Annotated in this window: 13 protein-coding genes and 1 pseudogene; 6 read left to right on the forward strand and 8 right to left on the reverse strand. The window is 49.2% G+C overall.

The genetic code is table 11. From position 1 onward, the window contains the following. Positions 1-75: 75 nt before the first annotated feature. The 4 genes from HMPREF2983_RS05275 to HMPREF2983_RS05290 are packed head-to-tail and all read right to left on the reverse strand — an operon-like array spanning position 76 to position 4,569. Positions 76-2,166 (reverse strand): type IA DNA topoisomerase, encoded by a 2,091-nt coding sequence (locus tag HMPREF2983_RS05275; RefSeq protein ID WP_007366532.1) that lies wholly within the window; start codon positions 2,164-2,166, stop codon positions 76-78. 59 nt (positions 2,167-2,225) lie between these two features. Next, positions 2,226-3,803, reverse strand: a complete 1,578-nt coding sequence (locus HMPREF2983_RS05280; RefSeq protein ID WP_007366533.1) for a DUF3945 domain-containing protein — start codon at positions 3,801-3,803, stop codon at positions 2,226-2,228. A gap of 19 nt (positions 3,804-3,822) precedes the next feature. Then, on the reverse strand, positions 3,823-4,173 hold the full coding sequence (locus HMPREF2983_RS05285; protein WP_007366534.1) for a helix-turn-helix domain-containing protein: 351 nt from the start codon (positions 4,171-4,173) through the stop codon (positions 3,823-3,825). Positions 4,174-4,176: 3 nt separating this feature from the next. After that, entirely contained in the window at positions 4,177-4,569 is a 393-nt protein-coding gene (locus HMPREF2983_RS05290) for a helix-turn-helix domain-containing protein (protein WP_014224631.1), read from the reverse strand. Positions 4,570-4,819: 250 nt separating this feature from the next. Here HMPREF2983_RS05290 and HMPREF2983_RS05295 point away from each other — a divergent pair, with 250 nt between their 5' ends. Both HMPREF2983_RS05295 and HMPREF2983_RS05300 read left to right on the forward strand, forming a co-directional pair. Next, complete coding sequence (locus tag HMPREF2983_RS05295) at positions 4,820-5,113, forward strand: helix-turn-helix domain-containing protein (protein WP_007366536.1); 294 nt, start codon at positions 4,820-4,822, stop codon at positions 5,111-5,113. A gap of 39 nt (positions 5,114-5,152) precedes the next feature. Continuing rightward, positions 5,153-5,458, forward strand: coding sequence for a helix-turn-helix domain-containing protein (locus HMPREF2983_RS05300; RefSeq protein WP_014224629.1), 306 nt, complete (start codon positions 5,153-5,155; stop codon positions 5,456-5,458). A gap of 91 nt (positions 5,459-5,549) precedes the next feature. Here HMPREF2983_RS05300 and HMPREF2983_RS05305 read toward each other — a convergent pair whose 3' ends face one another. Together HMPREF2983_RS05305 and HMPREF2983_RS05310 are read right to left on the reverse strand one after the other, a co-directional pair. Continuing rightward, complete coding sequence (locus HMPREF2983_RS05305; protein WP_007366538.1) at positions 5,550-5,912, reverse strand: virulence RhuM family protein; 363 nt, start codon at positions 5,910-5,912, stop codon at positions 5,550-5,552. A gap of 13 nt (positions 5,913-5,925) precedes the next feature. Further along, on the reverse strand, positions 5,926-7,161 hold the full coding sequence (locus HMPREF2983_RS05310; RefSeq protein ID WP_007366539.1) for a site-specific integrase: 1,236 nt from the start codon (positions 7,159-7,161) through the stop codon (positions 5,926-5,928). Between the two features lie 483 nt (positions 7,162-7,644). Between HMPREF2983_RS05310 and HMPREF2983_RS05315 the strand changes: the two genes are divergently transcribed. From HMPREF2983_RS05315 to HMPREF2983_RS05330, 4 genes are all read left to right on the forward strand, one after another. Next, positions 7,645-9,339 carry a sigma-70 family RNA polymerase sigma factor gene (locus HMPREF2983_RS05315; RefSeq protein ID WP_070667261.1) on the forward strand — a complete coding sequence of 565 codons (1,695 nt, stop codon included), beginning with the start codon at positions 7,645-7,647 and terminating at the stop codon, positions 9,337-9,339. A gap of 95 nt (positions 9,340-9,434) precedes the next feature. Next, entirely contained in the window at positions 9,435-10,502 is a 1,068-nt protein-coding gene (locus HMPREF2983_RS05320; RefSeq protein WP_070667263.1) for a radical SAM/SPASM domain-containing protein, read from the forward strand. Positions 10,503-10,507: 5 nt separating this feature from the next. Further along, positions 10,508-11,572: a Gfo/Idh/MocA family protein gene (locus HMPREF2983_RS05325; RefSeq protein ID WP_070667265.1), complete on the forward strand. Its 1,065-nt coding sequence runs from the start codon at positions 10,508-10,510 to the stop codon at positions 11,570-11,572. A gap of 29 nt (positions 11,573-11,601) precedes the next feature. Beyond that, positions 11,602-12,150 carry a hypothetical protein gene (locus tag HMPREF2983_RS05330; protein WP_070667268.1) on the forward strand — a complete coding sequence of 183 codons (549 nt, stop codon included), beginning with the start codon at positions 11,602-11,604 and terminating at the stop codon, positions 12,148-12,150. A 76-nt stretch (positions 12,151-12,226) separates the two neighbouring features. Here HMPREF2983_RS05330 and HMPREF2983_RS05335 read toward each other — a convergent pair whose 3' ends face one another. Together HMPREF2983_RS05335 and HMPREF2983_RS13440 are read right to left on the reverse strand one after the other, a co-directional pair. Then, positions 12,227-12,541: a helix-turn-helix domain-containing protein gene (locus HMPREF2983_RS05335; protein WP_070667270.1), complete on the reverse strand. Its 315-nt coding sequence runs from the start codon at positions 12,539-12,541 to the stop codon at positions 12,227-12,229. Between the two features lie 12 nt (positions 12,542-12,553). Then, positions 12,554-12,721, reverse strand: a pseudogene (locus HMPREF2983_RS13440) (helix-turn-helix domain-containing protein); the annotation flags it as partial. Positions 12,722-12,754 lie beyond the last annotated feature (33 nt).

Genomic DNA, 12,754 nt, shown 5'->3' on the forward strand with positions numbered 1-12,754 from the left:
CAAATCGAAGACAATACGAAATAAACCCGTTTATTTCTATTGTTGAGGTGCAGCCTACTTTCTCAAAAGTTAATACTATTTCTTCCGTCCTGAAAATTTCCTGCTCGTGTTCCTTTCGGGGAACACGAAAGTCGTGTTATAGTCCCCGTCAAAGGCGACTATGGCGTCGAAGCTCTTGCCCTGCTTGCTCTTGAAGCCTTTGAGCAGCTTCGTATGCCCGTCGGTGAGCAGGTCTTTGATCTCGTCATCGGAAAGGGTGCGGTTCGCTTTCAGGCGGAACACGGGCAGCCCGCACTCCGCGTTGTCGCAGCGTACCACCTTGCCGTAGAACTGCATGCTGCCCGTCCCGCACTTGGGACACTTGCAGCCGGAATCCCTGCGGGCGAACAGTTTGTCGCACGAGAGCAGTTCGGAGGTGATTTCGCGTGTGTACGCCTCTATCTCCCTGCGGAAGGTTTCGGCGGGCATTTCCCCGCGCTCGATGCGTGCCAGATTCTTCTCCCATTCGCCCGTCATGGTTACGTCGGCGATGCGCATCGTCTTCACGACCGAATAGAGGGCAAGCCCTTTTTCAGTCGGCACAAGCGATTTCTTGCAGCGTTCCATGTAGCCGCGCTTGAAGAGCGTTTCGATAATCGCCGCACGGGTGGCGGGCGTGCCGATGCCGCAGTCCTTCAACGCCTGACGGAGTGCATCGTCCTCTATGTCCTTGCCCGCCGTTTCCATTGCCGACAACAGTGTCGCTTCTGTATGCAGCGGCTTGGGTTTGGTCTTTCCCTCCGTGATGGAGCAGCCTTTCAGCGTCAGCGTGTCGCCTTCCCGCCAATCGGGGATGGAGGTTTCTTCCTTGTCCTCCACGCTATAGACGGCACGCCATCCGGCTTGCCTGATGACGCTGCCTTTCACCGTGAACTCCACTCCGGCACACTCCGCCGTGACGGTGGCGGTGTCCTTGACGCATTTTTCGGAGAAAGCCTCGATCATGCGTCCGGCAACCATCTGATAGACGGTGCTGTCCTCTTTGGAGAGGAATAGTGGCTTCTCGCCCGTGACGAGCAGGGCGTGGTGGTCCGTCACCTTGCCGCCGTCCACGCTTCTGCGTGTCGGGACGCATTTCGGCTGCACCTTGCCTTTCCATTCGGGCAAAGCCCCGATGAAGGCGAGCAGCTTGGGGATTTCGGCGAACACGTCTTCGGGTATGTAGCGGCTTCCGGTTCGCGGATAGGTGATGAGCTTCTTCTCGTAAAGCTTCTGCGCGATTTCAAGCGTCTGTTCCGCCGTGAAGCCGTGCTTGGCGTTGGCTTCCTTCTGGAGCGTCGTCAGGTCGTACAGCAGCGGTGTTTCCTCCGTCTTCTCCTTGCGTTCGGCTTTCGTGACGGTGGCTGTGCCTGCCGACTTCACCTTATTATATAGTTCCGTCGCAGGCTCTTTCTCTTTCCACTTTTCGGAAGAGGAAAACTTCACCGTTCCTTCATCGCAGCCGTCCGTTGCGATATGGAGCTGCCAGAAGGCTTCGGGCGTGAAGCGGCGGTTCTCCCAATAGCGTGCGCACACCATCGCCAACGTGGGTGTCTGCACCCGCCCGATGGAGTACGTGCCGTGTCCGGCGGCGATGGAGAGTGCCTGCGTGCCGTTGATGCCCACGAGCCAGTCTGATTCGCTCCGCGCTTTGGCGGCAAGATAGAGGTTGTCGTATTTGCCGCCCGCTTCGAGGTTGCGCAGTCCCTCGCGGATAGCCTTGTCGGTAAGCGAGCTTATCCAGAGGCGGACGAACGGGGTGGTGCATCCGGTATAATGGTAGAGGTAGCGGAAGATAAGCTCACCCTCGCGCCCTGCATCGGTCGCCACGATGATCTGTTCGCTTTCCTTGAATAGCCGGGCAACGGTCTTGATCTGCGCCACCACGCCGCTGTCGGGCTTGTAGCCCTTCTCCGTCTTTACCTGACGGGGGACGAGCGTGAAGGTGTCGGGAATGACGGGCAGATTGTCACGGACGAAACCGCGTATGCCGTAGCCGTCGGGCATGGCAAGCTGCACAAGGTGTCCGAACGCCCAAGTCACGGCGTAGCCGCCTCCCTCGAAATATCCTTCCTCTCTCTTTGTCGCGCCCACGATACGGGCGATCTCACGTGCCACAGACGGCTTTTCTGCAATGATTGTCTTCATATTCTTCTGTCGTTTTGAATTTTACAAATGTTACTTCGGATTTAGTGGCGGACACGGGATTACATCTTCATGCCCTTGTTGTTTCTTTTCTGCTGCTGTTGCTGTGCGGTGTCCTTCGGGGCGGTCTGTCCCTTCCGCAACGGCTCTTTCAGGTTCTTGGTAGCCTCGTTGGTCTTGCCCTCGCTGTTCACCGCCACCTGCGTGCGGCTCTCGTTGGAAGGGGCGACCTTCTGCGCGTTGTCGGGGTTGGTGTCGTAGCGGTACGGGCGTCCCTTCTCCGGGTTGAACTTGATGTACATCGTGGCGTGGAAGCCCTGCTTGTCGGTCACGTTCTCTAATTTCACGGCTTTGCCAGCCACGTAGTCGGCTTTCTGCTGTTCGGTGAAGTCCACGCCGCTCCATTTGCTGATGGGGCGGATGCTGCCGTCGGCGTTCGTCCACGTGTTGCGGCGTTGCTCCTTGTTCGTGCCTCCGGCATTCTCCGTACCCTGCGCCTGTCCCTGTGCGGGGGTGTTCTTCGTTTCCTGCGTCCGGGCGGTACGGGGCGACCTGCCGGTTCCCGGCACGAACTCCACGCCGCGCTGCTCCACGTTCACTTGCAGGGTGGTGACGAACTTCCTGCCGTCCTTGCGCTCGATGAGCTTGTCGCGCACGGGCAGCCCGGCACGCAGCATGTCCTGCTCCTGCTTGGTGATTTCCGTCTTGCCGATGCGTTCCGGTATGCGCACCTTGTTCGTCGGGACATCCGTGATTTCGTTCGTCTTGCGGTCAATACTGACGAACGAGGGGATGATCTCGCCCGTTTCCCTGTCCACGAGGTCCACGACCCTGCCGAGGTTGCCTGTTTCGCGCAGGTTCTTCCGGTCGTCGTCGGAGAACTTGTGTTCCTTGTACTCGTCGAGCTTCTGCTCCTTGCGGATGAAGTGCGGCACAAGGCTGACATTGCCCTCGCCGTCCTTCTTGAAGGAGAGGCGGGCGTCCAGCTCGAAAGCCTCTCCGCCGAAATTGGGCGACACCCTCACCAAGTCGGACTTGCCGTAGTTGAGCATTCTGTTAAGGTCGCCCGACTTTTCAAGGTCGTCGCGCTTCACGCCCCATTTCTCCTCCAACTCCTGCCAGTTGATCTTGCTCTCGTCGATGGGCTGGTAGCCCCGGTTGCCCTGCGTCTGCTGCGGGCTTTCCTGATTCTGTTCGTTTTTCTGTTCCATCTCTTCCTGTTTTTTAGGTTCGTCATCTTGTTTCTGTTCCGGTTGTTCCTGCTTTTCGGCGGACTGCTCCTCCTGTACTTTCTTTTCGTAGCCGGAGGTGTCCACCTTGTGGGGCGCAAGCAGTTCCTTGTTGCCGTCGGGGTCTTTCAGCAAGTCCTTGATAACCTCCAGCAGCTTGTCGGCTTGGTCCGCCGCGACACGGTAGAAACCGAAGCGGCTGGGTTCCTTGCACTGCCGGAAGAAGTTCTTGAAGAAGTTGTCCAGCACGTCGCCGTGCCGGTCGAATTGCAGGAAACTCTGCGCGTTCTCCGCTTTCGCGGGGATGCGCTTGGGGGAGCCGTCGGCGTTCAGCCCGGCTACCACGCTGATTTCGCCCGTCTTCTCGTCACGGACAACCAGCACGTCCTTTTCGTCTTTTTTCTTTGCCATCTGAAAAATGTTTTAATGGTTATTTTTGAAAGAAATTATGGATACGGGCCTTGTAGAAGGCTATATCTTCCTTGCGGAAGTCCTTTACATGTTCGGAGAGGAACGTCAGCACGTCCGCCTCGCTGTAATAGGTCTTTTTGCCGAGCGTCTTGTAAGGCAGCGCGCCGATGCTGCGGTAGCGTTGCAGGGTGCGCTTGCTGATTTGGAGCAGCATGCACAGGTCTTGGTTGTCGAAAAGCCTGATCCCGTTCATCGGGTTCGGGGCTTTGCCGGACGGCTGCATGGAGAGCAGCATCTCGTCCTGACGGTCGAGCCGTTCCATCACCTTCTGCATCCAGTTCTCGAAATTGTTGCGGGTAAGCAGTTCCATGTCCTACGTCCTCCTTCCTTTGGGTCTGCCGCCCGTGCGCAGCGTGTGGTTGCGTTTCAGCTGTTCCGGTGTCGCGGCTTCGCCCGTGACGGTGCTGTCTTCGAGCAGGCGGTCTATTTCAGACTGCCGGTAGCGGCACTTGCCGCGCAGCACGACATAGGCGATGCGCTGTTCGCTGCGCATGCGCTGGAGGGTGCGGCAACTCACGTTCAGCAGGTGCGCCGCCTCGCGGGTGGTGAGCAGCCTGTCGGGGGATTCTTCCTTCCTACCGCCGGAAACGGCACGCACGTGTGCCGCTATCTCGGCTATCTGTTCCGTCAATGCGGTGAAGGCGGAACTTTCCATCGTTATCACTTTCATATTCAGTCCTTTCTTTTGGTTTATTTGCATGAACATAGGCTGCGCCTCGGCATACCGTTCAAGCGAGCTTGACGTGCTGCGCTCGGCTTGCGCTATGTTTCTGCGACAAAATTCGGCAATAAACCAAAGGGGCTTTAACAGCTCACTACGTGGCTCACGTAAGATTTTTACGGATAATGGCTCCGTAACCCGGACAGACGACGCAACAAGCTGCCTTTTAGTGGGAAACGGCACGTGTTCAAGGCGGCTTCGTTACCTTTGCGGCAAACTCTGAAATGTTTTGCTTATGGAAATAGTATCTATCGAGAAAAAGACCTTCGAGATGATGGTGGCGTCCTTCAACGCCCTCGCGGAGAAGGTAGCCGCCCTGAGGCGCAGGAGCGACGGCGGGCGGATGGAAAGGTGGCTCACGGGCGAGGAGGTCTGCGGGCAGTTGAGGATCAGCCCGCGCACGTTGCAGACCTTGCGTGACAGGCGGCTTATCGGCTACTCGCAGATTAACCGCAGGTTCTATTACAAGCCGGAGGAGGTCAAAAAGCTCATTCCGCTTGTCGGCACGCTCTATCCCTGCGGGAAATGATTTGATTTTTATTATTCACAACCCACTGAATCCGAAATGATGATGAACGAGAACAATGAAGTGTTTACAATGGAGGACGAGCCGCTTGCCTCCGTCGTGCAGAACATGCGCAAAGGCTCGAAATGGCTCTCCGCCTTTCTGGAAAGTTACCGCCCGCCGTTGGACGGGGAACGTTACCTGACGGACAGGGAGGTGGCGGAACTGCTCCGTGTCAGCCGCCGCACCTTGCAGGAGTACCGCAACAACAGGGTGCTGCCCTTTATCCTTTTGGGAGGGAAGGTGCTTTACCCCGAATCGGGGTTGCGTGAGCTGCTGGAGGCGAACTACCGCAAGCCGATGGAATAAGGCGGCTGCATGAAAAAAAAGGAAACGGGCAACTCCTTCACGGGGCTGTCCGTTTCCTTTTTATTCTTATTATTATATGTCTTCTGCGTTTTCAGCAATACCCGGCTTTTCCGTTCTGTATGAACATCACGTATGCCTGCCGCTTTTCCTTCGAGAGTGCTTTCTCTACCAGCCACGTGCGGAACACGTGTGCATGGTAGGTGTTCAGCCGGAAGGCAACGGGGATGATGATTTCAAGCGAGTAAACATCCGCGTGCAGCCCGTTTTCAAGCCGCATGTAGCGGCACACCTCGTAGTCGTTCAGCACGTCCGGCTTGCGGACGGCTCTGATGGCGGCGTTCACAGCCGGGACGCCCGTGTGGAACAGTCCGGCGATTTCTGTGGCGGTCATCCATATCTCGTTACCGGTTACGCTGACCGTGTTGTCCTCTATGATGATGGTTCCTCGTGTCATGGCTTCTCTGTTTTTAGATGGTGCAACATGAAAATTCCTCGATGCCGTTCAACCTTGCGGCAAGGTTCTCCATGTCTTGGTTGAGCTTCTCTTTGGTGATTTTCGCGTATATCTGCGTCGTCTTTATGCTCTTGTGTCCCAGCATGGAACTCACCGTTTCGATGGGTACGCCGTTGGAGAGGAACACCGTCGTGGCTGCCGTGTGGCGGCTCTGATGCCACGTGATATGCTTGGTGATACCGCAACGCTTGGCGACGGAACGGATTCCGGCAAGGCACGTGTTGTAGTGGGGAACGGGGAAAATCCTGCCGTTCCCGCACAGACCCCGGTATTTGTCGATGATGCGCTTTGCGATGTCGAGCAGGCGGATATTGGACACCACGCCCGTCTTCTGGCGGTTGATGTTTATCCACTCGTGTTCGTCGAAGTAGGTATGGATGTTCTCTTCCGTCAGGTTGCGCATGTCGGCGAACGACAAGCCCGTGAAGGCGCAGAACAGGTAGAGGTCGCGGTAAAGCTCCTGCTTGGCGTTTTTCAGCCTGCCCTCCATCAGCAGCCGGATTTCCTCTTTCGTCAGGAAACTGCGTGTCGTTTCCTCCTTCTTGATTTCATACTCCCGGAACGGGTCGCGTGTGAGCCACTCGTTGTTGATGGCGATGAACACCATCGTCCGCAAGGGGCAGACATACAGCCACACGGTATTGGTGCAGCAGTGCTTGTCCGTGCGTAGGAACATCTCGAAGTCGGAGATGAAAGCGGGCGTAAGCTCTTTCAGCGCGATGTCCTTCACGCGGTAGCGGATGGTGAGGAATTCTTGCAGGTGCTTGTAAACGGTCTTGTACTTCAGGAGCGTGCCTTTGGCTTTCATGCCAGCCTCCACCTGTTTCTCGTAGTCCTCGTTGTGCTGGCGGAACACCTGCATCAGCGTGTGGTAGCGGTGTTCCAGTCCGAGAAAGGCGTTCTTGACCTTCTCCGCCGTGACGAAATTGTCACGCTCCATGATTTCCTGATAATGTCTGTTGATGCGCACACGCATCTTGTCGAGCATGCGGTTCGTTTCGAGTGCCGCCGTGCTTCTGCCCGTGACACGTCCCCCTTTGGTGTCCCACAGCTTGGGATCGACGGTCAGTTTGCAACTGAACTGCGTCTGGCTGCCGTCCACCGTGATGCGTCCCATGACGGGTACTGTCCCGTCCTTTTTCACTACCTGACGTTTGAGGTAGTAGATTACTGAAAATGTACTCTTCATCGTCCTTAATTTTTTTAGGTTCAAAATTAGTCGGTGAAGAGTCCGTCGCCGGTACGCAAAACGGGGAGGAACGGCGCAATCTTTTTCCGTAACCGGATTTGTTGCGTGGGTTGTCAATAACTCACTAATCCTTAACGCCTTGTTTCGTTATCCGTGTCCGTTTGTCGCCTTTTCGGGCATGGTTACGGACAAGTAACGTAGCGGCGTCCTGATTTGGCTTTAGGGGTGATTGCGATGGCTTCACGAATAATCGGAAGCACAACTGAAACCCTTGTAACTCAATTCTATCACTATATCTTTCCGCATTTCACTTTTTTGTAGTAACTTTGTAAGGTGATTTTCGAAGTAGCGTAATGTATCTGCATGTTCCTTCTTAAAGTTACTAAAGGTTAAAATAAAGAAAACCAATAAAAATAAGTGCAGTCTTTTAGAGCAAACAGACTCCCTTTAATAAAAAGGAGATGTTCCTTTGCTTAAAATAATATGATACAGATTGACGCTTGCAAAAATGGGGATAAGGAAGCCCTGGGAGAACTCTATACGACATACGCTAATAGACTTTTAGGCGTATGTCGGCATTATGTAAAAGATGATAATTCGGCTCACGATATTTTGCATGATGCATTTATTATAATCTTCATGTCTATCCAAGATTTGAAAGATGAATCAAAATTGGAAGGTTGGATGATAACAATCGTAAGAAATCTATCCTTAAAATATCTCCAAAACACAGAAAAAGAAGCCATACCCTTATCTTGCTTGAATATAGAAATTCAGGAAGCAGCATGTGAGGAACAGAAAAAGATAGAGTTGGAGCTATTGTTGTCAGCGATAGAGTCCTTACCAGAAGGGAATCGTGAAGTTTTCAAGCTCTCAGTCTTAGAAGGTCTTTCCCACAAGGAGATAGGAGAACTGCTCGGCATCAATCCACACAGTTCCTCTTCTCAGTTGTTCAGGGCAAAGAAAACATTGCGTGCAATGCTGATTAATTATTGGATGCTCTTCCTGCTTCCAATTCTGATACCGGTTTATATCTATTTCGTAACGAGAGACAAAACTGTTGAGACTTCCGATAACAGACCTACAGCTATAAACACTCATAAGAGTCAATCAAAATATGTTCAAAAAGGATTAGGAACTCTGAAGAAAGAAGAGTCCAGATATTCTACCTCGCCAAGTCTCGCCGGTAATGATGGCAGAGGCTCTGCTGGTGCGATTGCCCCTGAAGGAAATATTGCTTTGCAAGTATCAACAGATAGTGCTAAAACGGAACAACGAATATTACCCTTTAATGTAGACTCCCTGCAAAAACATTTGGCTATAGGTATCGGAACAAACGATTCTTTATACAGCATTCCACAGACACCACAAGATAAGATGATAGCATTGAATGGAAGTATGTCGCCTAGTGTCAGCAATAAGAAGAAATACCCATGGACATTTAACCTCGGCTATTCTTCCAATGCCGGAGCAAATGGAGCCATGTCCAATTTGAACTACCTATCAGTAGTAGATTACGCTAATGGTGGGGCTGCGGCCAAATTATATACATGGAATGATTATGTAAATTATTTAGTTCGGAACAGTACACTGATGGATTCTGTCGAGAGGGCAAAAATGTCATGGATAGCACTGAATAATGCAACAGACGGCAACGCTTCCTTAGGTGAGAAGGCGCACCATTACCGCCCCAAAACCTTTAGTTTGTCGCTCAACAAGCAACTAAGTTCTCATTGGACTTTTGGCACAGGATTGACTTACACAAGAATGAAGTCTGATTTTGAGAGTGAGTTTCATGGTGCAACCTTGTTGAAGACCCAGAAGATCGATTATGTGGGCATACCATTGCGATTGACCTATCGTATATGGAGCAAGGGACGATTCAATGCCTATACGACCGGTGGAGTGACATTCGAGATGCCAGTTCACAGTTCACTTGATAAGAAGTATATCATAACGTCTGACTCGTCCTACACGTTAAAGGGTGACATCAAGCCACGTTATCAGTGGTCTGTAAACTTAGGTGTCGGTGTGCAGTACAGGCTATTCAAGCCTTTCAGTCTATATCTGGAACCAAACATGTTCTACTACTTCAGAAATAGCAGTAACCTTGAGACTTACCGCACAGAGCATCCGTTCATCATAACGGTACCATTCGGATTGCGGCTTACTTGGTAAATGGAGATAATGAGTAAATAAAAAGTCATGAATACAGTGCAGTCTTTTAGTAGTTTTCTACTCTTAACAATAAAAGATAAAACTCAAAAGAAAGAATGTACAGTATTTATGATTACATCCACAATGGAATTGTATTTGTCAATAATGTAGTACGCAGACAGCACAAGGAACTCACATCCTTGATGATATATTCCACAACAAGCTGTCAGTCTCGTTGCAAGCACTGTTCCATTTGGAAGAAACCTATAGAAAATCTCAGCTTAGATGACATCATCAAAATAATGAACAGCAAATGTGTAACAAAACGCACGATGGTCGGCTTGGAAGGAGGTGAGTTTATCCTCCATCCCGAAGCAGACAAGATATTAGGATGGTTTGATACTAACCACCCTAACTATACATTGCTGTCCAATTGCCTTGCAGCAGACAAGGTAATTTCTTCCGTAAAGAATCATCATCCCAAGCATCTATACATATCACTTGACGGCGATAGAGAAACCTATCGCTATATGCGTGGGAGAGATGGATATGACAAGGTGATTAAGGTTATAGAAACATGTAAAGACATCGTACCAATCTCCCTAATGTTCTGTCTTTCTCCATGGAACTCGTTTGAGGATATGGGGCATGTCATAGATTGTGCCAAACAATATAATATTGATGTACGTATTGGCATTTACAGCACAATGTCATTCTTTGACACAACCAAAGATTTAATGGAATCCAATGATGCTGATTTCATCAGCCAGATACCCTCTTCCATACATCAAACATATGAGAACTTTGACTTTGTAGCTTTGTATGACGAGTGGAAGAATAATAGACTGAGACTGCGGTGTCATAGTATTTTCAGTGAATTGGTCATCCATTCTAATGGAGACGTTCCCTTGTGCCAAAACCTGGATGTGATATTAGGAAATATACATGAGAACACGCTTGACGAGATATTCAACTCAAAGGAGAGCTGCGAAGTCCAGTGTCAATACTCTAAAGCGTGTAATCAATGCTGGATTAACTATCATCGTAAATACGATATTATCCTGTTGAGAAATTTAGAAAGAATAATCCCCAAACGGCTGATAGAGTTGTTTTATGGGAAGTATCAATGGACCAGCAATAGGCAAACCACCTATAAGAAACATTTCAAGCAAATAAAAGCATAGCTAAAATGGGATATTTAGATAACATTATAGACAGATATAGGCGCATACGCAGCATGAGAGAACTGCAATATACCTACACACAGCAGTATGCTCTTGTGGGGTTTGGCAATCATTGTGCAAACAACCTGCTGCCCGTTATACAGTATCTTCAGCTGCCACTGAAATATATCTGCTGTACCTCTGAAAAGAAAGCTGAACTGATTTCTCAAAAGTACAAAGGAGTCAAAGGTACAACTTCTTTACAGGACATCCTGCTTGATGATACTATTTCGGGAGTCTTCGTGGCAGCTAATCCACATTCACATTTCCTGATTGCAACCGAAGTTATAAAAGCAGGTAAATCCTTATTTATAGAGAAACCACCATGTGAGGATAAAAGAGAACTAAAGACTTTGACCGATACTGTCAAACTATATGGCTCACAACATATCGTTGTCGGACTGCAAAGACGTTTTGCCCCTGCCACTCAAATTCTGAAAAAGCGATTGAAAGGTGATAGCAAACGACATTACTATTATAGCTATCTGACTGGATTATATCCTGAAGGCGATTCTTTGCTTAACCTATTCATCCATCCTCTTGACTACGCAACATTCCTTTTTGGAGAGGCAAAGATAAAAAGTCTAGATGTTATTCGCAGTAGAGATGGTGGACAGACCTTATTCCTTATATTAGAACACCAAGATATAGTAGGAATGTTGGAACTATCAACAGATTACTCTTGGCAAGGAGCACAGGAGCATCTAAATATTAGTACAGATAAAGGACTTTATGTGTTGGAAAAAATGGAACGACTTGATTTCATGCCGAGACGCTCTGCGGTGTTAGGGATTCCGTTGGAGAAAGTCTTTCCAAACAATGGAGCAACAATTTGTCTCTACGGAAGAAACAACTTTGTCCCAACTATTGGGAATAACCAAATCGTTTCACAAGGCTTCTTCTCTGAAATCAAGACTTTTGCCGACATGATTGAAAACAAACATGAGGCTAATTATGCTGTTGGCTTGGAAAGTGTTAATCATGTTTATTCGTTAATGGCAGAAATACATAAATACACAAGCAAGAAATAATAGAAAATCACGTCTATATAAATAATAGCATACTAAATCCATGTAATTATGAAAAAAAAAATTATAGTCTTCTGTGCATCATTGGACTGTCTGCATGTTCAACAGAGAATGTTGCCCTTGATTCATTAAGAGTTTATGATGTAGCAAATTCTACTTGCAAGTTAACACTCTCTCCAACAGAGACACGTCCCGATGTCTATGCTGAAAATAACATTGTGCCGGCAACTTTAAGCATGGAGTTGGGCAAAGACGGAATAGCCCAATGTATGCTGGAAGACGTGAAAGCCAACTGTTCTGTAAGAAAGATTTATGTGAATATTGCTAATCAAAATAATCAGATAACCCTTATCGTGTACCATAATGTCCTTGATGCACAGGCCGATTGTATTTGCAAATACGACGTTAATTTTAAGATTAGCAAATTGACATCTGGTAATTATAACCTGAAAGTGTACTATGCCAGACCAAACGTGAAATATGATGAATCTAATATTGCATATAATGGACAGGTAAATATTGCCCAGAATAAAAAAGTCTCTGTAACATTCAATCCAGAAGTAGGTTTACCTGAAAATTAAAGATGTAGATATAAGTATCTATTCAATACATGGCACTTGGGCTGGTATATATCAACTCAAGTGCTATGTGGCATTGTCAATATTTCAACCTCATCTTATCTTTTTCCCTGTAGCTATTTTTTAGCATTCTCTCTAAATCTGACACCTTATAGAGTATCTTCCCAGCAAACTGCGTGTAGGGAATAATCCTCTTGTCCCGATAGTCCTGCAAGGTGCGGGGGCTGATATACAGCCGCTCGCACACCTCCTTGCCCGTTAGAAATTGTTCTCCACCAAACAGCGGTTTGTGGGTCTGTGCCACTTCCTTAATCCGTTTGCTCACACTGCTGATAGCGGACAGCACCATCTGCATGTCGTCCACATCCATATTCAAGTCCTTTACTGATTCCATAGTACTCTTGTCTTATTTGTTGTTCTTAGATTTGTCCGTTTTTGATTTCTCTGTTTTGGTTTGGAGCAACTGTCCCACGTCCTCACGCTTGTAATAGCACTTGTGCCCTATTTGGGCAAAGGGCAAGATACCCGTATCACGGTAGTGCTGCAAGGTGCGCTTGCTGATGTTAAGCAGCCGGTAGTTTCAACTACCAAATGCGAATTTACTTAA

This window comes from Prevotella sp. HMSC077E09 (genome assembly GCF_001814685.1).
Lineage (GTDB): Bacteria > Bacteroidota > Bacteroidia > Bacteroidales > Bacteroidaceae > Prevotella > Prevotella oris.

Excerpts from the sequence above, each read along its gene's own strand:
- HMPREF2983_RS05300 (WP_014224629.1), top strand. The coding sequence starts at position 5,153 with ATGATGAACGAGAACAATGAAGTGTTTACAATGGAGGACGAGCCGCTT.
- HMPREF2983_RS05280 (WP_007366533.1), bottom strand. The coding sequence starts at position 3,803 with ATGGCAAAGAAAAAAGACGAAAAGGACGTGCTGGTTGTCCGTGACGAG.
- HMPREF2983_RS05320 (WP_070667263.1), top strand. The coding sequence starts at position 9,435 with ATGTACAGTATTTATGATTACATCCACAATGGAATTGTATTTGTCAAT.
- HMPREF2983_RS05310 (WP_007366539.1), bottom strand. The coding sequence starts at position 7,161 with ATGAAGAGTACATTTTCAGTAATCTACTACCTCAAACGTCAGGTAGTG.
- HMPREF2983_RS05325 (WP_070667265.1), top strand. The coding sequence starts at position 10,508 with ATGGGATATTTAGATAACATTATAGACAGATATAGGCGCATACGCAGC.
- HMPREF2983_RS05295 (WP_007366536.1), top strand. The coding sequence starts at position 4,820 with ATGGAAATAGTATCTATCGAGAAAAAGACCTTCGAGATGATGGTGGCG.
- HMPREF2983_RS05315 (WP_070667261.1), top strand. The coding sequence starts at position 7,645 with ATGATACAGATTGACGCTTGCAAAAATGGGGATAAGGAAGCCCTGGGA.
- HMPREF2983_RS05305 (WP_007366538.1), bottom strand. The coding sequence starts at position 5,912 with ATGACACGAGGAACCATCATCATAGAGGACAACACGGTCAGCGTAACC.
- HMPREF2983_RS05275 (WP_007366532.1), bottom strand. The coding sequence starts at position 2,166 with ATGAAGACAATCATTGCAGAAAAGCCGTCTGTGGCACGTGAGATCGCC.
- HMPREF2983_RS05285 (WP_007366534.1), bottom strand. The coding sequence starts at position 4,173 with ATGGAACTGCTTACCCGCAACAATTTCGAGAACTGGATGCAGAAGGTG.
- HMPREF2983_RS05335 (WP_070667270.1), bottom strand. The coding sequence starts at position 12,541 with ATGGAATCAGTAAAGGACTTGAATATGGATGTGGACGACATGCAGATG.
- HMPREF2983_RS05290 (WP_014224631.1), bottom strand. The coding sequence starts at position 4,569 with ATGTTCATGCAAATAAACCAAAAGAAAGGACTGAATATGAAAGTGATA.